The organism is Nocardia amikacinitolerans (assembly GCF_900215415.1).
Taxonomy (GTDB): Bacteria; Actinomycetota; Actinomycetes; order Mycobacteriales; family Mycobacteriaceae; genus Nocardia; species Nocardia amikacinitolerans.
The window spans coordinates 345,467-365,743 of sequence record NZ_OBEG01000005.1 but is presented as its reverse complement, the minus strand read 5'-3'; the positions used below and the strand labels follow the sequence as shown (position 1 = coordinate 365,743).

Genomic DNA, 20,277 nt, shown 5'->3' with positions numbered 1-20,277 from the left:
TGACCGCCTCGGGCGCGAATGCCCGAGGCGGTCAGCGCGACACGGGCCGGGCGGTGCGAATTCGCTTGGCCAGGAAGGCCCGTCGTCGCGTGGCGAAGTCCGCGCCGTAGAGGTCGGCGCGCATGCGGGCGAGTTCCTCGCGCTCGTGGGCGTCGATCAGCGCGCGGTCGCCGTCGTCGAGGCGGGTCCGTTTCGCCGTCATGATTCGCGTCCACACCGTCGGTTCGGTGTAGGAGCGGGCGAGGTCGTCGAGCCAGTCGTCGAAACCTCGTCCGATGGGGCCGATTTCGTCCAGCAGTCCCAGGCTCAGCGCCGTGGCGGTGTCGATCGGTTCGCCGTCGTCCAGCAGTCGCTCGGCGACGGCGGGTCCGACGCGCCGAGGGAGGGTGAGGGTGTGGAACTCCGAGCCGCTCAGGCCGAGCGACTTGTAATGCGCGTTCACCGTGGCACTTTCGCGCGCGACGACGACATCGGCCGCGAGGGCGAGCATCATGCCGCCCGCACCGACGTTGCCGGTGACAGCCGCGATGGTGAGTTGGTCCGCGCACAGCAGTAGCGCACGGCAGACGGAATTCATCGCGCGGATGTTCGCCCAGCCCTCCGCGGCGGGGTCGGCGGCGAATTCGATGGCGCCGAGGTGGATTCCGGTCGAGAAGAACGGGCCCGCGCCGCCGCGAAGTACCAGGACCTCGGTGTCCTGGGCGGCGGCGAACTCGATCGCGGCGGCCAGGCGATGGCACTGCTCGGTGGTGAGCGCGCCGTTGTACGGGTCGATGGTGATGACGCCGACGGCGCCGTCGGCGCGGTAGTGGATGTCACCGGGGCGCGCCGGGTCCGTCGTGACCGGAATGGTCGCGGGCCGGATTCCGGTCCTGGCGAGCACGCCGAGCGCGGGCCCTTTGCATGTCGACTCAGCCTCGCCCGCGGCGCGCAGATGTCCGACCCAGAGAGTGCCCGAGCCGCAGGCGATTTCGATCGCGTGGTGGCGGCGGCCGACCAGCGTCCCCGGCTCGGCGTCCAGCGGACCGCGCCGCCCCGGCTTGGCGTCGTAGAGGTAGACGGAGCGGTCCGCGAGGACGGTCCGCACGCCGGGTGCGCCGTCCGCGGCGCGCACGCGGTGCGCGATCGCCTCGGCGTCGTCGGACCAGTCGAACGCGCGGTCGGCCTGACGCATGGCCGAACGGCTTCGCGCGTGCGGAATCGCTCGGGGCACCTCTTGCTGATCGAACGGAACGAAATCGGTGTCGAGCGCGCGGCTCACGGCCGTGAGGACGCACTCGATCGCGGCGTCGGCGACCACGGTGCCGTAGAGGGTGCTCTTGCGGCGGTGCGCGTCGAACGGGAAGGTGCGCCAGGCCCACACCGGGCCTGCGTCCAGATCCTCGACGGCGGAGAGCACGGTGACGCCCCAGTACGGCTCGCGGTCGGTGATGGCCCAGTCCAGCGACGACGGCCCCCGGTCACCGATCGGTCCCGGATGGACGATCACCACCGGGACGGCGCCCGCGCAGATCCGGCGCGGGATGCGGCGGGTCAGGTAGGTGCAGACGATCATGTCGACGCCGGAGGCCGCGGCGCGCTCCATGTCGGATTCGGTCTCCACGACCGCGGTGCGCACTAGATACCCGCGCCGTCGCAGCGCGAGGGCAGCGCGCACGGTCAGTCCGTTCTCGGCGCTGCACATCAACAGAATCTGTCGGCGCATCCTGGTCGGGCCCTTCGGCTGGCGAGAGCGGTTCGGGCGCACCCGGCACCTTCGCTCCGGCCGTGGCCGGATCACTCGGGCAGCGCCAGTGCGGCGGCAACGCTGCGCCTGTGCCCGTACCCGCCCTGATCTGCGACAACGTGACTCTGGGCGATGGGCGGTGACCGGGCGCAAGCACCATCAGGCGACCAAGTGTAGTTCCCGGCCGCCGCGGTCCGGGCGGAGTTCGGCTCGACGCGTCGGCCGTAGCCGTGCCGCCCGAGCCGGGTCGACCTGTAGCCTCAGCCGCAATCGACGGGCGAGCACCGCCCAGCACCGCAGAGCAACAGGTAGTACCCGATGACCGACCAGACGATCGTGACCCGCAGGCAGGCGTGGGAGCGCGCGACCAACGTGCCGATGATGGCGTTGGCGGTGACGTTCCTCGGCGTGTACGCGTGGCATGTGCTCGACACCGGCGCTTCGCCGCGGCTGGATTCCTGGCTGACCGGCGTCGACATCCTGATCTGGACGCTGTTCGCCGCGGACTTCGCGGTGCGGCTGTGGCTGTCGACCGACCGGTGGCGGTTCGTGCGGCGGCATCCGCTGGAGCTGCTGATCGTGGTGCTGCCGCCGTTCCGGCCGCTGCGACTGTTGCGGGCGGCGCTACTGCTGCTGGACACGTTGAACCGCACCACCGTCACGCGGGCTCGGCTCTCGGTGTTCGTCGGCGCCAGCTCGGCGTTGATCCTGCTGCTGTGCAGCCTGGCCTTCTTCGACGCCGAGTACGGCGCGCCGGACAGCAAGATCACCGACTTCGGTGACGCGCTGTGGTGGTCGGCGGTCTCGGTCACGACCGTCGGCTACGGCGACGTCTATCCGGTGACCACCGAGGGCCGCTTGATCTCCTTGGTCCTGATGACCTTCGGCATCGGACTGATCAGCTTCGCGATCGGCACCACGACGAGCTGGGTGATCGATCAGCTGAAAGCGGTGGAGGTCAGCGCCGAGCGCACCGATCGGGAGATCTCCGTCCTGCTCGACGAAGTCCGTGCGCTCCGCAGCGAAGTCGCCTCGCTGCGCGAAGGCACCGAGCCGCGCGAGGACACCGCAGCCGAGCGGCGCTGACCTGTCTCTCGACTACTTCTGCTGATTGCCGACGGGCTTCGAAGCCGGTGACGGATCGGGCGCGACACCGTCGTGCGCGACCATCGCCTCCTCGCGACCGAGCGTTGGCCCGTTCGCGAGCAGACCGACGATCGGCCACGGCGCGGGCTCGGGCTTCACCCCGGCCTCGGCGTCCAGTCCGAGCGCCTTCTGCGCGTCGGCGTTCTTGACGCCGTAGCGCACGCCCGTGTCGGCGACGTAGAAGAGGGAATCCTTACGCCTGCTGTCGGGTTCGATGCCGGTGGTCTGCACGAACGCGCCGGTGCCCGGCGGGACGTACGCCGAGTCCGCGTTCGGCCCCGAGCCGTCGGCCTGGGCGAGCGGCACCGCTTTGGCCTTGTCCGGCATCGGCAGCGTGACGCCGGTGATCACCGAGAGCTCGGCCTGCATACCGCCGTCCTTGGCGGCCGGGTTCGGCTTCCAGGACAAGCAGCTGACGGGCTGCTCCTTGGTGTCGACGATCGTGGGCACGGTCGTCGGATAGGTGTCGACCGCCAGCGCGGTGGCGATGTTCGCGCTCGTCTTGTCGGTCGGGTCGATCCAGGAAGCACCGGGGGTCGACCGGTACGTGGCGCGAATGATCTCCGCGGTCACCGCCGAGATCGCCTGCAGACCTTCGTGCAGCACCACGTAGTTCTGGTCGGGATCCGAGGACACCTGCACCACGTCGCCGACCCGTCGGTCGCCGACCTGATAGCTCACCCGCGCGCCGGGATCGTTGATCTTCGGCGGAACGATCGCCGGCACTTCGGGAATGGCGTTGAGCAGACCCTCGCTGACCGGCCGCGGTGTCGCGCCGGTGATGCCGAGCGCGTCGGTCACCTTGCGGTCGCTCATGTCCACGCGGGCGCGAGTCTTGTTGTAGACCAGGTACGCCTGCTCCTTCACCTTCACAAGCAGCGCCCGGTCCGCGGGCATGACCGAGGCCTTGTCGCCCAGCTCCAGGTCGCCAGCGAGCACCGTGGTGGTGAATTCCTTGGAGCCGTCGACCTTCATCACGTCGCAGACGGTCCAGGCCCGGCCCTTGCCGTCCTTGTCGTAGCGCAAAGCCGCCGGCGCGCCGGGGATTCCGATCAACTGGCCGCGCGGCTTCTTGCCGAGTTCGGACTCCTTGACGATGACGGCCTTGCCCGATTCACCGGACGCCAGGCGCGCCGAGGCCAGGTTCAGCGCCGGATGCACGACGCCGTCGATCACCACGTAGACGCCGCCGGACTCCTTGCCGATCAGCAGCACGTTCTGGCCGATCTTGTCCTGCGGGCGGAGCAGCGCGAGGATGCCGCAACCGGCGAGCACCACGCAGGCGAGGACCAGACCGGCCGCGAAGGCGCGGGATTGGGATCGCATCGGATCGTGCAGCATTCGCACGTCCCGGCGCACGAGCGCGTGCTCCATCCGGCGGACCAGGAAGCGGTAACCGCTCACCTGCCAGCGCGTGGTGGGTTTTGAAGGCATGGTTCCTCCCCCGAACAGTGCTCACGTTCGCGGAACACAGTACAGTTCCCTGGGACTCTTGTTCAGCTCGGCCGGTAGGAAACGGTCGATACCGGGTATTTTGGGGGACGCTGATGGCCGAAGCCACAGGGGCGGGACCACGTCCGCTGCTTGGTCGCATCTCGCTGCCGAATCTGTTGATCGCACAGATGATCGGCATGATCGCCGGAGTGATCGCGTTGGTGGCCGGTCTCGGCGGGTGGCCGTCGCTCGGCGTCGCCGTCGCGGTCGGTCTGCTTCCGCTGATCCCGATCGCCAAACGCACCGTGCTGGACTGGATCGCGACCTGGTGGCGCTACATCACCAAGCGCGACTACGAGATCGGCGACACCGTCGACTTCCGCGGCCCCGACGACCGCTCGCTCGGTCTGTACTGGGACGGCACCCGGGTGGTGACGGTCGTCGAGGTGCTGCCGCCCAAGGGCGGACTGACCCGCATCTCCAGCAGCACCGTGCACGCCTCGCACCTGCTGCCGCTCCCCGAACTCGCCGCCTGCCTCAACCAGCACGACATCCTGCTCAGCGGCATCGACATCATCAGCCACGGACACCGCAGCCGCGCGGGCACACCGGCGGGCAAGATCTACGAGTCGCTGCTCGGCCCGCTGCCCGCGACCGCGCACCGCGCCGTGTGGCTGGCGATCAGCTTCGACGCCATCGCCTGCCCTGAGGCGGCGGCTCGCCGCGGCGGCGGCAGCGAGGGCGCCTCGCGCGCGGTAACCATTGCGACGCAACGCATCATGCGCGCGCTCGAGGACGCCGACTGCAGCGCCCGCATCCTGACCGCGCCCGAGATCCGCAAGGCGGTCCTGCAGATCACCGCGGGCTTCGATCCGCGCACCCTGACCCATCGATGGCGCTACGCCGAGATCGGCAACGCCGTGAACATCGGCAGCGCGGTCGACCCGAAGCAACTCGGCTCGGATCTGCTCGCGCAGCTGTGGGTCGCGCCCTCGCGCGGCACCACCGTCACCGTGCGGCTGCGTCCTGGCAGCTCCGCCGAATCGGTGAGCATCGGCGCGGCTTGGCGACTGACCGCGCGCGAACTGCCCGAGCGCGGCAAGCTCACGGGCATGGTGTCGATGAACGGACGCCACCGCGACAGCCTGCTCGCGCACCTGCCGCTCGCCGTGCCCGGCCTCGACGACACCGTGCCGATGACCGAGTACCCGATCGATGTGATCGGCGCGCTGCACCTGCCGTCGTCCGGCTGCGGTCAGCTCATCGGTTCGGACGAGAACAATCAGGGTGTGGCCGTTCGCATCATCGGCACCGGCATCTCGACGGTCTACCTGGCGGGCGAGCTCTACCTGGCGCAGCAGTTGGTGTTCCGCGCGCTGGCCGTCGGCGAGCGCATCCTGATCCGCACCGACCGGGCGCACGCGTGGGAGAACCTGGTGCAGACCATCGGCAACCCGGAACGCCTCACCATCGCCGTCGAAACCCACCAGTCCGACGCGGGTTTCACCGCGACCGTGGTGGACGGGGTGCTCGCGCCCGCGCCGCACGCGGGCGTCACGACGATCTACGTCACCGGTGACCCGATGGGCTGGCCCGCGACCAGGCCGGACCTGTCCATCCACCAGCCCGGCGCGATCGGCAACCACGTGGTACTTCGCACCGGGACCGCTCAGGTGGATCTGACCCTGGTGTCGATTCCCCGCGAGGCCACCTACATCGGACATCCGCGCGGACGACGGCCCGTCGCCGCGCAGTGATCGAGCGTCAGCCGGGGTAGGGATCGGCCGCCCGCGCATCCCGCAAATGCCGTGCCCACCAGTGCAATTGGCGCAGCATCCGTTCGCTGGCGTCGATGGGCGCGCCGTCGATGGGCGTGCCCGTGGCGTCGAAACCGCGCTTGGCCTGGTGGATGCTGACGGTTTCGCGGATCGAGACCATGTGGATCTCGGCGACCACCTGCCTGAGCTGTTCCACCGCGCGCAGGCCGCCGGAGAGTCCGCCGTAGGAGACGAAACCGATGGGCTTGGCGCGCCACTCGCGCTTGGCGGTGTCGAACGCGGTCTTGAGCGAGGCCGGGTAGCCGTGGTTGTACTCGGAGGTGATCGCGACGAACGCGTCCGCGGCCGCCAGCCGGTCCCGGTAGGCGTCGGCCTCCGGCGTATCGGTGAGATCTGTCGGCAGCGGTGTGTCGATGAGATCGATGACGCCCGTGTCGAATTCGGGTCTGTCCCGGACGACGCGCAGGAACCAGTCGGCGACCACCGGAGCGAACCGCTCCGGGCGCACGCTTGCCACGATGATCTCGAGCCGTACCGGGGTGTCCACCGGGCGAGCGTAATGGACGCCGCCGGATGGGATCAGCAGACAGACCGCGCGTGGCTGAAGGGGAGGCCACACGAAGGCGCTGCCCGTCGACCACACCGCGCGTAGCCGAAGCGGATACGCCCGAGCGATGCTGCTGCCGACGACTGCGCACTGCCGAGGGAGCGGCACGCCCGAAGGCCCCCGACAGACCACGCATGGCCGAACGGAGGCCCCGAGCGCGCCGCCCCCGACGGACGACATGCGGCCCGAATGCGTCGGTACGCATTGCCTGTGGTGCCGGTGCACTGCTCCGACGACACGTACATTGGATGAGCGAAGCTCGAAAGACGTTGCGGGACCGACGTTTCGCAGCGGTCAGCCGAAGGAGACGGTATGTACGTGGTGACCGGGGCGACCGGGAACATCGGCGCGGAACTCGTGCGCGCGCTCGCCGAGGACGGGCAGCGGGTGCGCGCGGTGGTGCGTGATCCGGCGCGGGCGTCGCTGCCGGACGGCGTCGAGCCGGTCACCGGCGACCTGAACCGACCCGAGACCCTGGCCGAGGCGCTGGACGGCGCGCAGGGCATGTATCTGATGCCGGGCTACGAGAACCTCGAGGAGCTGCTCGCGCTGGCGGGCAAGGCCGGGCTGGCGCGGGTGGTGCTGCTCTCCGGCGGGTCGGCGGCGCTCGCGGATATGGGCAACGCGGTCTCCCGGTACATGACGCTTTCCGAACAGGCCGTGCGCGAATCCGGTCTGCCGTGGACCTTCCTGCGTCCGCGCTCGTTCATGTCCAACGCGCTGCGCTGGCTGCCGCAACTGGCCGCGGGTGACGTGGTGCGCGCCCAGTTCTCGGGGGTACGGGTCGCGGCCGTCGACCCCGCCGATATCGCCGCGGTGGCGGCGCGGGTGCTCACCGGCGGCGATCTCGACGGCCGGATTCTCGATCTCACCGGTCCGGCGGCGCTGCTGCCCGCCGAGCAGGTCGCGGTGCTCGCCGAGGTCCTCGACCGGCCGCTCGTGTGCCACGAACTCACCGACGACGAGACCCGCGCCGAACTCGCGGCCACCATGCCCCGCGCCTACGCCGAGGCGTTCACCAGCTTCTTCATCGACGGCACGCTTGACGAATCCGAGGTCCACCCGACCGTGCGCGAGGTGACCGGCCGCGAGCCGCGTACCTTCCGCCAATGGGCCGAGGCGCACGCCGACGCTTTCCGTACCGAGTCGGCCTGACCTCATGCGGCACTGACTGCGGCCCTTGCGAATTGGTCGATCACGAGCCGCGGGTGCCGCTTACGAGTATCTCCGCCAGCCCTCGATCCAATTCGGTGAATCAGCAACGCAAGCGTCGGTTCCCGCAGCCGCGCGTGTTGCGCCCCACGCGAATTGGGTCGGCCGCAAACCTCAGCCCGCGGCGGCAACCTCGGCCGCACTCCTCGCGAACTCGGCGAGCCCGTCGCGCGGAACCACTCGCGCGGTGAAATCCAGTGCGCGCCGGGCACGTTCGGGATCGGCGACGAAATGGCGCACGTCGCCGATCCGGTACTGACCGGTCACGATCGGCGACGGCCCGCCGCGGGCCTTGGCCATGATCGACGCAACCTCCCACAGCGTGATCGGATGGCCGGAGGCGATGTTGAGCGGAACGAAGCCGGGCAGTTGACGCTCCACCGCGGCGCGTGTCGCGGCGGCGGCATCGCGGACGTGCACGAAATCCCGCACCTGACCGCCGTCCTCGAACACCCGCGGCGCCTGGCCCGCGAGCAGTTCCTCGCGGAACCGGGTCGCCATACCCGAACGGGCGCCGTCGCCGTACACGTTGTGATAGCGCAGCGCGGTCACCGACGCCCCGGTGGTCAACCCCCAGGCGAGCGCGTACTGCTCCTGAGCCGCTTTGCTCGCGGCGTAGAAGCCGCGCGGCCGCAGCGGCGCGTCCTCGGCGACCGGCTCCCAGGTGAGCACCTCGCCGGTGCGCGGCGCGCGGTGGTCGAACATGCCGCGGTCGAGGTCGGCGCGTGAGCGCAGGCCGGGGAAGAACGGCCCACCGCGCACGCTGCGGTAGCGCCCTTCGCCGTACACGGTGATGGACGAGGCGAGCACCAGGCGACGAACTCCGGCCTGACTCATCGCCGCGAGCAGGACCGCGGTGCCGTGATCGTTGTGCGCGGCGAACGCGGCGATGCCGGATTCCGATTCGGTGCTCGGCGCGGTGACGGCCGCGAGATGACAGACCACCTCGACGCCGCGCAGCAGCGGCGCGAGCGCGTCGGCGTCCCTGACGTCCACCCTGGCGACGCCCTCGGGCGGCTCGGCGTCGGGCCCGTGCACGTCGGCGAGCATCAGGTCGAGCGCGGTCACCTCGTGCCCGGCGGCCGTGAGCGCGCCACGCACGTGTGATCCGAGGAATCCGGCGGCCCCGGTGAGCAGTACCTTCATCGAAGCCACACCCCGCCGCCCACGGCCGATACCGGACCGATGGCGGCACGAACGTCGCACCGTCGCATGCGGTTTACGGTAGTTCGAAAGGCAGCGCCACGCCGGTATGGACACGGCACCGATCGCAGGTGTCGGTTCCGTCGACCGCCGCGATCGAGGCGCGGATGAGCTCCTTGAACGGGGCAAGGTTGCGCTTGAACTCGGCGAAGACGTCGACGGCGTGCACACCGTCGCCCTCCTCCAGGCCCGCGTCCAGGTCGGTCACCAAAGCGACTGCGGCGTAGCACATCTCCAGCTCGCGGGCGAGCACGGCCTCCGGGTGACCGGTCATATTGACCAGGTCCCAGCCCTGCCCGGCGAACCAGCGGCTCTCGGCGCGGGTGGAGAAGCGCGGGCCCTGTACGACGACCATGGTGCCGCCCGCCTTCAGCGGCAGCGCCTCGACCTCGGACTTCACCACGGCGCCGCGCAGTTCCTCGCAGTACGGGTCGGCGAACGAGACGTGCACGCCGCCGCCGTCGAAGTAGGTCTGCGGGCGACCGGAGGTCCGGTCGACCAACTGGTCCGGCACCGCGACGGTGCCGGGTCCCCAGTCGGCGCGCAGGCTGCCCACCGCGCACGGCGCCAGGATCCGCCGCACGCCGAGCGAGCGCAGCGCCCACATGTTGGCCTGGTAGGGCAGTGTGTGCGGCGCGTATTCGTGCTGCTTGCCGTGCCGGGGCGCGAACGCCACCGGCCGTCCCTCGACCTCGCCCACCGCGATCGGCGCGCTCGGCTTGCCGTACGGGGTGTCGACCTCGACCTGGGTGGCGTCGTTGTCGAAGAAATCGTAGAAACCACTGCCGCCGATGACGGCGAGGGCGGGCCGGGGAAGCGAACTCATGGGCCCGATTCTCCCGTCCACCCCGGCTTCCCACGCAACCGGTACCGGCCTTGTCGCCGATGCGTGACGCAGGCCACCGAGCCGGGTCGGCAATGATAGGACGATTCATGGATCGAGCGGGAGGTAAGTGTGTCGCGCACCGGCGTTTGGCTGACCGTGGCGAGCGGTCTGGCATTCGCCAGTTCCGGACCGCTCGCGAAATCCGTGCTCGCCGCCGACTGGTCGCCAGGCGCGGTGCTCGCCGTGCGGCTGACCGGCGCCGCGGCGATCATGCTCGTGCTGGCCGGAATCGCCGAACCCGACGGGCTGCGAAGCAGCGTGCGTCACCTACGGACCATCGGTGCGTACGGCGTGATCGCGGTGGCGGGCGTGCAGGCGACGTTCTTCCTTTCGCTGGAATACCTGCAGGTCGGGGTCTCGCTGATGATCCAGTTCCTGGCTCCGATCGTGGTCATCGGCTGGGACTGGGCGGTGCGCGGGCGACGGCCGTCGAACGCCACCCTGCTCGGCGCGGTCGTCGCGCTCGTCGGCGCCGCGCTGGTGATCGACGTCTTCGGCGCGGGCGGGCTGAGCCTGCCCGGCTTGGGCTGGGCGGCGCTGTCGATGCTGTGCAACGCGGCGTTCTTCCTGCTCTCCGCGCGCACGTCGGACAGCCTGCGCCCGGTGGTGCTGCTCGGCGCCGGACTCACCGTGGCCGCGCTGACCAGCTGGACGCTCGGCGCGCTCACCGTGCTGCCGATCCACTTCGGCGGCGCCACCGCGAACATGGCCGAGCGCCACCTGCCCGTCTGGCTGGCTCTCGCCCTGCTGATCCTGCTCAGCACCGTCGTGGCCTACCTCTGCAGCGTGGCGGGCGCGGCGCGGATCGGGGCGACGCTGATGTCGCTGATTCTGCTCAGCGAGGTGCTGTTCGCCGTCGCGCTCTCCTGGCTGCTGCTCGGCGAGGCGGTCGCGCCGATCCAGGCGCTCGGCGCGCTGCTCGTAATAGGCGGAATCGCGCTGGCCAGGTACGGTGCCGATCAGCGAGCGGCGCGGCGCGAAGAACCCGCGCCAAGCCGCGCGCGGACCTGACAACACGCCGGAACGGATGTACCCTAGGGGGGTATAAAATCGGACTTTCCGGCAGGCAGCAAGGAGACAGCGGTGACCACCCCGGACGCGAGCACCACCAAGGACCAGCCGGGCCACGACCACTCGGCACACGGCTACATCACCGCCAAGGACGACTACCTCAAGCGCCTGCGCCGCATCGAGGGTCAGGCGCGCGGGTTGCAGCGGATGGTCGAAGAGGAGAAATACTGCATCGACATCCTCACCCAGGTCTCCGCGATGACGAAGGCTCTGCAGGCCGTCGCGATGGGTCTGTTGGAGGACCACATCAGCCACTGCGTCGTGGATGCCGCGGTGGCGGGCGGCCCCGAGGCCGACGCCAAGATCAAGGAGGCCACCGACGCGATCGCGCGCCTGGTGCGCTCCTGATCGTTCACCCGTGGCGTCGCCGGTAGGCCGCGGCCGCGCCGGGGTGCAGCGGAATGGGGCCGGTGCCGATCAACGAACGCGCGTCCAGGAACTGGGTGCCCGCGGCCTCGGCCGGGACAAGCGCGTCCGGGTGCCCGGCCAGCAGATCGACGATCGCGGCGGCGGCCTCGTCCGGCAGCGTTGGCGCGGCGAGCAGCAGGTTCGCCACGCCGATGGTGGTGATCGCGGAGCCGCCCGGGTAGGCGTCGCGCGGAATCTCGACGCGGTCGTAGATGTGTCCGTAGCGCTGGCGCAGTGGCGCGGCAAGTTCACCGAGATCCACCAGGCGCATCCGCAGCGGCACCTCCAGCGCCGCGGTCGGGACCCCGCCGGCCCACAGCAGCGCGTCGACGGCGCCGGCGCGCAGAGCCGCCGCGGCATCGCGCAGCGGGCGGTGTTCCACGATGACGTCGGTCGCCGGATCCAGTCCGGCCGCGAGCAGTATCCGCTCCCCCGTCAGCGCCGCGCCGGAACCGTCGGCGCCGAGATTCACACGCTTGCCGCGCAATTCGATCACCCGATGAACGGTGCTGTCGGCCCGCACGGCCAGCTGTAGGTAGTTCTCGTAGACCCGGCCGAGCGCGAGCACGCCGCCCGGCGCGTCCCTGCTCGAATCCGCGAGCGCCAGACCTGCCTGCGCGTCTCCCCTGGCCAGCATGGCGAGGTTGTCCTGGGAGCCCGAGGTGGCGACCGGCTCGATCCGTACCGTTCCCGTCCGAGCGGCCGTGGCGGCCAGCAGACGCGCGAACGCGTGATAGAAGCCGCCGACCTCGCCGGAGGCCAATCGGACCACCGGCTCGTCCCCGCTCCCGCAGCCCGCCGCGACACCCGCGACGCCGAGCGCCGCGAGCGCCAGGAACGCGCGCCGGTCGAGCCGCCCCGTCACGACGCCACCACCGCGGGCAGACGGACCGCGACCGCGAGTCCGTGCGGCGACACCTCGGTGACCGACAGCGAACCGCCACGCGCCTGGGCGAGCGCGGCGGCGATCGGCAGACCGAGACCGGAGCCCCCCGGCTCCGCGGCGGAACCACGGAAGAACCGCGTGGTGAGCTTGTGGATCTCGTCGGCGGGCACGCCGCGGCCGTCGTCGCGGACCGTCACCGTCACCCAGTCCGGCTCGATCCCCACCGAAACGACGACGTGCGCGTCGCTACCCGCGTAGCGATTCGAATTGCTCAGCGGCACATCGAGAATCTGCGCGAGCACATCCGCCGAGACGGCGACCTCGGCGGGCAACCCCGGCTGCTCCGCCACCAGCGACTGCCCGGACGCGGCGAACGCGGAATGCCAGGCGTCGATCCGGTCGGCCACGACTTGCCCTGCGTCGCACCGGTGTTCCTCGGTGCCGGCCGCGGTGGCGAACCCGTCCGGCGTCTCCGCGACGGCCAGCGTGAGCAGTCCGTCGAGCAGCGTGGTGAGCCGATCCACTTCCGTGCTCGCGCCGCGGAAGGTGTCGGCCGCGCTCTCCGGTATCGCGTACTCGAGCGAGTCGAGCCGAATGGTGAGCGCGGCCAACGGATTGCGCATCGCGTGCGCGGTGTCGGCGACCAGTTGCCGCTGCGCCTCCGTGGAGTCGGCGACCGCGAGCGCCATGGCGTCGAAAGACTCGGCGACGGCGCGCATTTCGGGTGGTCCGCCGTAGCGCCGCGCGATCGATGGCGGCGGCGCGTCGTCGGGAGTCTGCGGCGCGGGCCGCGGCTTCGGCAGCGTCGCGGTCAATTCGGCGACGGCGCGAGACAGGGCCGCGAGCGGCCGCAACACCCAGCGGCTCAGCGTCAGCGCGAGCATCGTGAACAGCACCATGGCCACGGCTCCGCCGAGACCGATGATCAGCCAGGCGCGGGTGATGTCGCGGCGCGCCTGCGCGGTGGACGCCTCGATCACGACGGCCCCGTTGACCTGCACGCCGGTCCCGACCGGCCGCGCGACGAGCATCATCGCATCGCTCCACGGCATCAGCCGGTCGATCGGATGCGGTCGCTGATTGCGCCGCGCGTCGGCGACCGCCGCGACCACGGCCGGGTCGATGATGTCCACACCCGCGTTGACCGCGGTCGCACCGCGCGCGTCGACCACGAGCACGTTCTCGCCGTACAACTCGTGATACCGCGCGACCTCCTCGGCCAGCGCGGCGTCGTTACCTTCCACCGCGACGGCGTCGGCGAGAGTGGCGAACCGATCCGCGTCACCGGAACGGCCGAGCACCAGCTCCTGGGTCCGGCTGGTGGCGTAGGTCAACGACAGCGGTACCGCGAACGCGAGGACCGCGATCGCCGCGAACACCGTCAGTGCGGCAAGCAGTCTGCGCCGCATGGCCTTCCGTCCTTCACGCTCACTGTCCCCACCGGTACCCGTAGCCGCGGATCGTGGTGATCAGCCCCGGCCGGTTCAGCTTGGCGCGCAGACCGGTCATGTGCACGTCGAGCGAACGCGACACCGCGACGAACGCGTCGCCCCAGATCCGATCCATCAGCTGCTGGCGGCTCACCGCCGCGCCCGGCCGTTCCACCAGCGCCTCGACCAGCTCGAATTCCTTCTGCGTCAACGCGACCGGCGCACCGCCGACCTCGACGATCCGGGCCGCGAGATCGACTCGCACATCACCGGTGACGACCTCGGTGCGCTCGGACTGCGACACCGCGGCCGCCCGGCGCAGCACCGTCTCCAGCCGCGCCATCAGCTCCGCGATCCGCGGCGGCTTCACCAGGTAATCGTCGGCGCCGCCGCGCAATCCGCGCACGATGGAGCGTTCGTCGCTGCGGGCGGTCAGGATCAACACGGGCACCGTGCTCACCTCGCGCAGCTGCCGCAGCACCTGCAGACCGTCGCCGTCGGGCAGTCCGAGATCGAGGATGACAGCCTCGTAGCGGCGGTGATCGAGCAGCAACTCGCTGCCGCGCCGCTTGCGCTCGGCGGAATAACCGCGGGCATTGAGCGCCTCGACGAGCGCGTCGCCCACGCCGTCGTCATCTTCGACCACCGCAAGCCGCACGCGCCGATCCTGCCACATGGGCGGGATCGGCGCGGAAGCGAGCCGCTCAGCCACGCACGGCGGCCATCGGACGGTCGTCATCGGCATCGGCGTTCGCCGCGGCGACGCGCGCCTTGTCGTCGGCGTCGATGGTCGACTCCTTCGAGGTCTCCCGCATGAACCAGTAGGTGATCAGCGAGATCGCGATGCAGCCCGCCACGTAGTAGAAGTACACCGACTCCGCGCCCGCCTTCTTCAGCGCGAGGGCGATCATCTCCGCGGTGCCGCCGAAGATCGCGACGGTCAGCGCGTAGGGCAGGCCGACGCCGAGCGCGCGGATCTTGGTCGGGAACAGTTCGGCCTTCACGATGGCGTTGATCGAGGTGTAGCCGGTGATGACCACCAGGGCCAGCATCATCAGGCCGAACGCGGCGAACGGGTTGGACGTGTGCGCGAGCAGGGTCATGATCGGCACGGTCAGCAGCGCGCCGCTCACACCGAAGAAGATCAGCAGCTTGCGGCGTCCGATCTTGTCGGACAACCCACCCGCCAGCGGCTGCAGCACCACGAACACCAGCAGCGCGACGAAGTTGATCCAGGCCACCGTGCCCTTGGAGATGCCGGAGGTGTTGATCATGAACTTCTGCATGTAGGTGGTGTAGGTGTAGAACGCCACCGTGCCGCCGAGGGTCAGGCCGACCACGAGCAGGCACTCCCGCGGGTACTGCAGCAGCACCTTCAGCGAACCGCGCGAGGACCCGGTCGCCTCCTTCGCACCCGAGGCCTCCGCCTCGAACGACGCGGACTCGTCCATTCCGCGCCGCAGCACCATTACGACGAGCGCACCGCACGCGCCGATCGCGAACGGGATGCGCCAACCCCAGGAATGCATCTGGGCGGAGGTGAGCACCTGCAGCAGCACGATCTGCACGCCGAGCGCGGTGAGCTGACCGGCGACCAGCGTCACGTACTGGAAGCTCGAGTAGAACCCGCGGCGACCGGCCGACGCGACCTCGGAAAGGTAGGTCGCGCTGGTGGCGTACTCACCGCCGACCGAGAGGCCCTGCAGCAGTCGCGCGAGCAGCAGCAGCACCGGCGCTGCGATGCCGATGGTCTGGTAACCCGGTGTGAGCGCGATGAGCAGCGAACCGGCCGCCATCACCGTCACCGACAGGGTCAGCGCGGCACGCCTGCCGAACCGGTCCGCGTAGCGGCCGAGCGCCCAGCCGCCGAGCGGGCGCATCAGGAACCCGACCGCGAACACCGCCGCGGTGGACAGCAGCTGCGCGGTCGAATCCCCTTCGGGGAAGAATGTTTTCGCGAAGTAGACGCTGAACGCCGCGTAGACGTACCAGTCGTACCACTCCACCAGGTTGCCGATCGATCCGCGCAGCACGTTCGCGACAACGCGGCGCTCACTCGTGGACTGTGTCGTAGTCACCCGAATCTCCTCCTTCGACGCGTCTTCGCGTCAGCTGGAAGAGAGTGTGTCGGCAGTCACAAGCGGTTCGGAAGCGTGCGGCGGGATTTCTAACTGTTCCTTAGGACGATGCCCGCCGCACGCTTCACGCAGGTCAGGCGCGCAGCAGGGGTGCGAGCGCCCGCAGCGAGGCGAGGTAGTCGGGGCCGAGCGCCTGCAGTCCGACGTGGTCGGCGCCCGCGTCGAGGTGGGCGAGGAGCTGCTCGGCCACCCGCTCCGCCGAGCCGTGCACCGCGAGCTGATCGATCAGACGGTCGCTGCCCGGGGTGGCGACATCGTCCTCGTCGAAGCCGAGCCTGCGCAGGTTGGCTACGTAGTTGCCCAACCCGAGATACATCGGCACGATCGTGCGACCGACCTCGCGCGCCCGCTCGGGATCCTCCTCGACGACGAGCTTCTGCTCGACGGCGAGCAGCGTGCTCTCGCCGAGAATCGCCCTGGCGCGGCGTGAATGCTCGGGGGTGACCAGATACGGAAGGGCGCCCGCGGTCCTGTCCCGTGCGAGCTCCAGCACCCGCGGACCCAACGCGGCAAGCGCCAGCCGCTCCTTCGGCACGCCGGCCGCGTCGAGTTCGTCGAGGTACTCGACGAGCGCGTCGTAGGGCTTCTGGTACGTGCCGTTGAACTCCGGGTGCCCTGCACCGACGCCGAGCAGGAAGCGGCCGGGGAAGTTCTCCTCGATGCGGTGGTACGACTCCGCGACCGTCTTCGCCGGAGCCGTCCAGATGTTCACGATGCTGGTGGCCACCGTGAGGGTTTCCGTCGCGGCGAGCAGCGATTCCACCACGGGCAGTTCCGCGGGCGGGGACCCGCCGAGCCACACCGTGCCGTAGCCGAGCTGCTCCAGCTCGCTCGCGTCGTCCGGAGTCACCCCCTGGTAGCCGCGCCATACACCGAAACGTCCGAGAGCGTCGATTGTCATGTGGGGAAGGAACAGTCGTTGTTGCCGTTCCTATTCCGCCGCGAAAAGTATTAGCACTCTCCGTTCGAGAGTGCTAACTTTGATGGTGCACAGCTTCCGGCGCCCGCCGCCGTGGTGGCGCCGACGTCAGCGAAACGGAGGTGATTGCTGTGCTGCGGTTCGATCCATTCCATGACATCGACACCGTTGCTCGCCAGTTGCTCGGCGAGAACGTCGGGTCGACACGCGCGCCGCGCTTCATGCCGATGGATCTGTTCAGAGCGGGCGACCACTACGTGCTCAACGCCGATCTGCCCGGTGTGGATCCCGGCTCGGTCGATGTGAGCGTGGACAACGGCACCCTGACCCTGCGCGCCCAGCGCAGCGTGCCGAGCGAGGAAGGCGTCCAGTGGATCGCCTCCGAGCGCTTCGCGGGCACCTACATGCGCCAGCTCTCCCTCGGCGACAACGTCGACACCGACAAGATCAGCGCGACCTACAACAACGGTGTCCTGTCGGTGACCATCCCGATCGCCGAACGGGCCAAGCCGCGCCGCATCGAGATCGCGGGCCACTCCGAGCAGAAGACCATCGAAGCGGGCAGCGGCAACTGAACCATTCCGGTACCGCGGTTCGCTGAGGCCTGCCGCGGTACCGGTCCCCTATCCCTCTCCTCCGCAGCAGCCTCGGTTCGGCACGGTGCGCATCTCCCTGGTCTCGGCATTGCGCGCGGCCAAGTCCGCGTCGGCCGGGTAGTCGACCGCGACCAGGCTCAGGCCGTGGGCGGGGGCGACGGTCACCGCGCTGGAGCGCTCAGTCTCGTTCAGGAGGCCGGCGACCCACTCCGGCGTCCGCCTGCCCTCGCCGACGGCGAGCACCGCGCCGACCAGGCTGCGCACCATGGACCAGCAGAACGCGTCCGCGCTGACATACGCGGTGAGCAGATCCCCCTCGCGCTCCCAATCGAAGCGCTGCAATTCGCGAACCGTGGTCGCACCGTCCCTGCGGCGGCAGAACGCCGCGAAATCGTGCAGCCCCAACAGGTTCCCGGAAGCCGCACGCATGGCCGCCAGATCCACGCCTTGGCGGCACGGCACGACGCTGCGGGCGGTCAGCGGCTCGGCGCCGTAGGGCGCGGTGGTGAGCCGGTACACGTAGTGGCGGCGAATCGCCGAGAAGCGCGCGTCGAATTCCGGCGGCGCGAGCCGAGCGGCTTTGATGCGCACGTCCTTCGGGAGGAAGCGGGCCATGCGGTGCACGAGCTTGTCGCCGTCGAACTCGGCGGTGGTGTCGAAGTGCGCGACCTGCCCCTCGGCGTGCACCCCTGCGTCCGTGCGACCGGCGACCGTCAGCTGGATCGGCTCGCGGAACACCTTGCTCAGCGACTCCTCCAGCACGCCCTGCACAGTGCGCAGACCCGGCTGGCGGGCCCAGCCGATGAAATCCGTTCCGTCGTAGGAGATGTCGAGGCGCACCCGCACCGCGGCCCGGGACTCGGTCGCCGCCGTGAGGGACACTGGAGACGCCGCCGGGGCGGCGGAGTCGGTCTGCGCGTTAGCCGATTCCATCGAATCCTCCACTGTCACAAAACTTCTCGTCGAGCCGACTCGTGGTGACCTGCACCGTGTCAGGCGCGGTGCAGGTCACCTCGAGTCGGGTCGACTCGCGAACCAGCCCGCGGAGTCACGACGGGCCGCAGGCCGGTTCGGACGATCGACGCGAATGAGCCCGCCACCCACAGGGCGGCGGGCTCATTCGAGAAACCCGACCAGGTCAGGCGTCCGGCTCATCCCCGCATGCGCGGGGAACGCCCCGATGTCAGGCGTCCTTCTTGTCCTCGGCGGACTCGTCGGCCTTCTCCTCGGCAGCGGGGGCCTCGGCCTCGGCGGTCTCGGCGGCGGCCTCGTCGGCCTTCTCCTCGACAGCCTCGGGAGCGGCCTCCTCCGCCTTCTTCGAAGCGGCCACGCGACGGGCACGATCGGCCTCGTTGGTCACGGTCTTCTCCCGGACCAGCTCGATGATCGCCATCGGCGCGTTGTCGCCCTTACGCGGCAGCGTCTTGGTGATGCGGGTGTAGCCACCTTCGCGCCCCTCGAACGACGGCCCGATCTCCGCGAAGAGCGAGTGCACGACGTCCTTGTTGCGGATCACCTTCAGCACCTCGCGACGGTCGGCGAGGGTGCCGCCCTTCGCCTTGGTGATGAGCTTCTCCGCGTAGGGGCGCACGGCCTTGGCCTTGGCCTCGGTGGTGGTGATCCGGCCGTGCTCGAAGAGCGCCGTGGCCAGATTGGCGAAGATCGCCTTCTGGTGCGACGCCGACCCGCCGAAGCGGGCACCCTTCTTGGGCTTAGGCATTGTTGATTCTCCTTGTATGCGGCCGGGCCGGGGCGCCTACCCCAGCGGCCTAGAGCTGTTCGGTCTCGGCGTAGTCCTGCTCGCCGCCATCGGTGTCACTGAACGTGCCGCTGTCGCTCCACGTGCCGGTGCTCGCGTCGTAACCCACCACGGAGGACGGGTCGAACGACGCCGGGCTGTCCTTCAGCGAGAGGCCGAGCGCGTGCAGCTTGACCTTCACCTCGTCGATGGACTTCTGGCCGAAGTTGCGGATGTCCAGCAGATCCGACTCGGTGCGGGCGACCAGCTCGCCCACCGTGTGCACACCCTCGCGCTTGAGGCAGTTGTAGGACCGGACGGTGAGGTCCAGGTCCTCGATCGGCAGACCGAACGAGGCGATGTGATCCGCCTCGGCCGGCGAGGGGCCGATCTCGATGCCTTCTGCTTCGACGTTCAGCTCGCGAGCCAGGCCGAACAGCTCGACCAGGGTCTTGCCCGCCGAGGCGAGCGCGTCCCGCGCGCTGATGGAGTTCTTGGTCTCCACGTCCAGGATGAGCCGGTCGAAGTCGGTGCGCTGCTCGACACGGGTGGCCTCGACCTTGTAGGTCACCTTGAGCACCGGGGAGTAGATCGAATCCACCGGGATCCGGCCGATTTCCGCACCGGACGCCTTGTTCTGCACAGCGGGGACGTAACCGCGACCGCGCTCGACGACGAGCTCGATCTCGAGCTTGCCCTTGTCGTTCAGGGTGGCGATGTGCATGTCCGGGTTGTGCACGACGACGCCGGCGGGCGGCACGATGTCACCCGCGGTGACGGTGCCGGGACCCTGCTTGCGCACGTACATCGTCACCGGCTCGTCCTCCTCCGAGGACACGACCAGACCCTTGAGGTTCAGGATGATGTCGGTGACATCTTCCTTCACGCCGGGAACGGTGGTGAACTCGTGCAGAACGCCGTCGATGCGGATGCTCGTGACCGCGGCCCCCGGAATCGAGGACAGCAGGGTACGCCGCAGCGAGTTGCCGAGGGTGTAACCGAAGCCCGGCTCGAGGGGTTCGATGGTGAACTTCGAGCGGTTCTCGGCGACGACCTCTTCGGTCAGGGTCGGACGCTGGGAAATCAGCATGAGGATCAT

19 protein-coding genes are annotated in these 20,277 nt (G+C 69.8%); 6 read left to right on the top strand and 13 right to left on the bottom strand.

Annotated elements, in window-relative coordinates; translation table 11 throughout:
• Positions 1 to 31: 31 nt before the first annotated feature.
• Entirely contained in the window at positions 32 to 1,684 is a 1,653-nt protein-coding gene (locus tag CRP45_RS23300) for an enoyl-CoA hydratase-related protein (protein WP_179830979.1), read from the bottom strand.
• Between the two features lie 360 nt (positions 1,685 to 2,044).
• On the opposite strand from CRP45_RS23300, the gene CRP45_RS23295 reads away from it, so the two are divergent.
• A complete protein-coding gene (locus CRP45_RS23295) occupies positions 2,045 to 2,812 on the top strand; it encodes a potassium channel family protein (protein ID WP_097246942.1) in 768 nt (255 codons plus the stop codon).
• A gap of 12 nt (positions 2,813 to 2,824) precedes the next feature.
• On the opposite strand, the gene eccB is transcribed toward CRP45_RS23295, so the two are convergent.
• Positions 2,825 to 4,306 carry a type VII secretion protein EccB gene (gene eccB, locus CRP45_RS23290; protein ID WP_097246940.1) on the bottom strand — a complete coding sequence of 494 codons (1,482 nt, stop codon included), beginning with the start codon at positions 4,304 to 4,306 and terminating at the stop codon, positions 2,825 to 2,827.
• Between the two features lie 113 nt (positions 4,307 to 4,419).
• Here eccB and eccE point away from each other — a divergent pair, with 113 nt between their 5' ends.
• Positions 4,420 to 6,063, top strand: a complete 1,644-nt coding sequence (gene eccE / locus CRP45_RS23285) for a type VII secretion protein EccE (RefSeq protein ID WP_097246939.1) — start codon at positions 4,420 to 4,422, stop codon at positions 6,061 to 6,063.
• A 7-nt stretch (positions 6,064 to 6,070) separates the two neighbouring features.
• Here the strand turns inward: eccE and CRP45_RS23280 are convergent, their stop codons facing one another.
• Positions 6,071 to 6,631 (bottom strand): NADPH-dependent FMN reductase, encoded by a 561-nt coding sequence (locus CRP45_RS23280; protein WP_097246938.1) that lies wholly within the window; start codon positions 6,629 to 6,631, stop codon positions 6,071 to 6,073.
• A gap of 372 nt (positions 6,632 to 7,003) precedes the next feature.
• Here CRP45_RS23280 and CRP45_RS23275 point away from each other — a divergent pair, with 372 nt between their 5' ends.
• A complete protein-coding gene (locus CRP45_RS23275; RefSeq protein ID WP_097246936.1) occupies positions 7,004 to 7,846 on the top strand; it encodes an NAD(P)H-binding protein in 843 nt (280 codons plus the stop codon).
• Positions 7,847 to 8,017: 171 nt separating this feature from the next.
• Here CRP45_RS23275 and CRP45_RS23270 read toward each other — a convergent pair whose 3' ends face one another.
• Both CRP45_RS23270 and CRP45_RS23265 read right to left on the bottom strand, forming a co-directional pair.
• On the bottom strand, positions 8,018 to 9,049 hold the full coding sequence (locus tag CRP45_RS23270; protein WP_097247193.1) for an NAD-dependent epimerase/dehydratase family protein: 1,032 nt from the start codon (positions 9,047 to 9,049) through the stop codon (positions 8,018 to 8,020).
• A 73-nt stretch (positions 9,050 to 9,122) separates the two neighbouring features.
• Positions 9,123 to 9,932, bottom strand: coding sequence for an S-methyl-5'-thioadenosine phosphorylase (locus CRP45_RS23265; RefSeq protein ID WP_097246935.1), 810 nt, complete (start codon positions 9,930 to 9,932; stop codon positions 9,123 to 9,125).
• A gap of 129 nt (positions 9,933 to 10,061) precedes the next feature.
• Here CRP45_RS23265 and CRP45_RS23260 point away from each other — a divergent pair, with 129 nt between their 5' ends.
• A complete protein-coding gene (locus tag CRP45_RS23260) occupies positions 10,062 to 11,003 on the top strand; it encodes an EamA family transporter (protein ID WP_097246933.1) in 942 nt (313 codons plus the stop codon).
• A 72-nt stretch (positions 11,004 to 11,075) separates the two neighbouring features.
• On the top strand, positions 11,076 to 11,411 hold the full coding sequence (locus CRP45_RS23255) for a metal-sensitive transcriptional regulator (RefSeq protein WP_067785038.1): 336 nt from the start codon (positions 11,076 to 11,078) through the stop codon (positions 11,409 to 11,411).
• Positions 11,412 to 11,415: 4 nt separating this feature from the next.
• Here CRP45_RS23255 and CRP45_RS23250 read toward each other — a convergent pair whose 3' ends face one another.
• From CRP45_RS23250 to CRP45_RS23230, 5 genes are all read right to left on the bottom strand, one after another.
• Complete coding sequence (locus CRP45_RS23250) at positions 11,416 to 12,336, bottom strand: TAXI family TRAP transporter solute-binding subunit (protein ID WP_097246932.1); 921 nt, start codon at positions 12,334 to 12,336, stop codon at positions 11,416 to 11,418.
• Positions 12,333 to 13,766, bottom strand: coding sequence for a sensor histidine kinase (locus CRP45_RS23245; RefSeq protein WP_097246930.1), 1,434 nt, complete (start codon positions 13,764 to 13,766; stop codon positions 12,333 to 12,335). Before CRP45_RS23245 ends, CRP45_RS23250 begins: the two co-directional genes overlap by 4 nt.
• Positions 13,767 to 13,785: 19 nt before the next feature.
• A complete protein-coding gene (locus CRP45_RS23240) occupies positions 13,786 to 14,445 on the bottom strand; it encodes a response regulator transcription factor (protein WP_067785158.1) in 660 nt (219 codons plus the stop codon).
• Positions 14,446 to 14,491: 46 nt separating this feature from the next.
• Positions 14,492 to 15,865, bottom strand: a complete 1,374-nt coding sequence (locus tag CRP45_RS23235; protein WP_179830978.1) for an MFS transporter — start codon at positions 15,863 to 15,865, stop codon at positions 14,492 to 14,494.
• 133 nt (positions 15,866 to 15,998) lie between these two features.
• A complete protein-coding gene (locus CRP45_RS23230) occupies positions 15,999 to 16,826 on the bottom strand; it encodes an LLM class F420-dependent oxidoreductase (protein ID WP_097246928.1) in 828 nt (275 codons plus the stop codon).
• A 149-nt stretch (positions 16,827 to 16,975) separates the two neighbouring features.
• Here CRP45_RS23230 and CRP45_RS23225 point away from each other — a divergent pair, with 149 nt between their 5' ends.
• The gene (locus CRP45_RS23225; RefSeq protein ID WP_067785056.1) at positions 16,976 to 17,419 is read left to right on the top strand and encodes an Hsp20/alpha crystallin family protein; all 444 of its coding nucleotides are present in this window, start codon (positions 16,976 to 16,978) and stop codon (positions 17,417 to 17,419) included.
• Positions 17,420 to 17,467: 48 nt separating this feature from the next.
• Here the strand turns inward: CRP45_RS23225 and truA are convergent, their stop codons facing one another.
• The 3 genes from truA to CRP45_RS23210 form a co-directional block, all read right to left on the bottom strand.
• Positions 17,468 to 18,373, bottom strand: coding sequence for a tRNA pseudouridine(38-40) synthase TruA (gene truA, locus CRP45_RS23220; RefSeq protein ID WP_097247192.1), 906 nt, complete (start codon positions 18,371 to 18,373; stop codon positions 17,468 to 17,470).
• Positions 18,374 to 18,623: 250 nt separating this feature from the next.
• Positions 18,624 to 19,160: a 50S ribosomal protein L17 gene (gene rplQ, locus CRP45_RS23215; protein ID WP_097246926.1), complete on the bottom strand. Its 537-nt coding sequence runs from the start codon at positions 19,158 to 19,160 to the stop codon at positions 18,624 to 18,626.
• A 49-nt stretch (positions 19,161 to 19,209) separates the two neighbouring features.
• A complete protein-coding gene (locus tag CRP45_RS23210; RefSeq protein WP_067785162.1) occupies positions 19,210 to 20,268 on the bottom strand; it encodes a DNA-directed RNA polymerase subunit alpha in 1,059 nt (352 codons plus the stop codon).
• Positions 20,269 to 20,277 lie beyond the last annotated feature (9 nt).

Coding starts and splice junctions, on each gene's coding strand:
- CRP45_RS23245 (WP_097246930.1), bottom strand. CDS start 13,766: ATGCGGCGCAGACTGCTTGCCGCACTGACGGTGTTCGCGGCGATCGCG.
- CRP45_RS23230 (WP_097246928.1), bottom strand. CDS start 16,826: ATGACAATCGACGCTCTCGGACGTTTCGGTGTATGGCGCGGCTACCAG.
- CRP45_RS23265 (WP_097246935.1), bottom strand. CDS start 9,932: ATGAGTTCGCTTCCCCGGCCCGCCCTCGCCGTCATCGGCGGCAGTGGT.
- CRP45_RS23270 (WP_097247193.1), bottom strand. CDS start 9,049: ATGAAGGTACTGCTCACCGGGGCCGCCGGATTCCTCGGATCACACGTG.
- eccB (WP_097246940.1), bottom strand. CDS start 4,306: ATGCCTTCAAAACCCACCACGCGCTGGCAGGTGAGCGGTTACCGCTTC.
- CRP45_RS23300 (WP_179830979.1), bottom strand. CDS start 1,684: ATGTGCAGCGCCGAGAACGGACTGACCGTGCGCGCTGCCCTCGCGCTG.
- eccE (WP_097246939.1), top strand. CDS start 4,420: ATGGCCGAAGCCACAGGGGCGGGACCACGTCCGCTGCTTGGTCGCATC.
- CRP45_RS23295 (WP_097246942.1), top strand. CDS start 2,045: ATGACCGACCAGACGATCGTGACCCGCAGGCAGGCGTGGGAGCGCGCG.
- rplQ (WP_097246926.1), bottom strand. CDS start 19,160: ATGCCTAAGCCCAAGAAGGGTGCCCGCTTCGGCGGGTCGGCGTCGCAC.
- CRP45_RS23210 (WP_067785162.1), bottom strand. CDS start 20,268: ATGCTGATTTCCCAGCGTCCGACCCTGACCGAAGAGGTCGTCGCCGAG.
- CRP45_RS23275 (WP_097246936.1), top strand. CDS start 7,004: ATGTACGTGGTGACCGGGGCGACCGGGAACATCGGCGCGGAACTCGTG.
- truA (WP_097247192.1), bottom strand. CDS start 18,373: ATGGAATCGGCTAACGCGCAGACCGACTCCGCCGCCCCGGCGGCGTCT.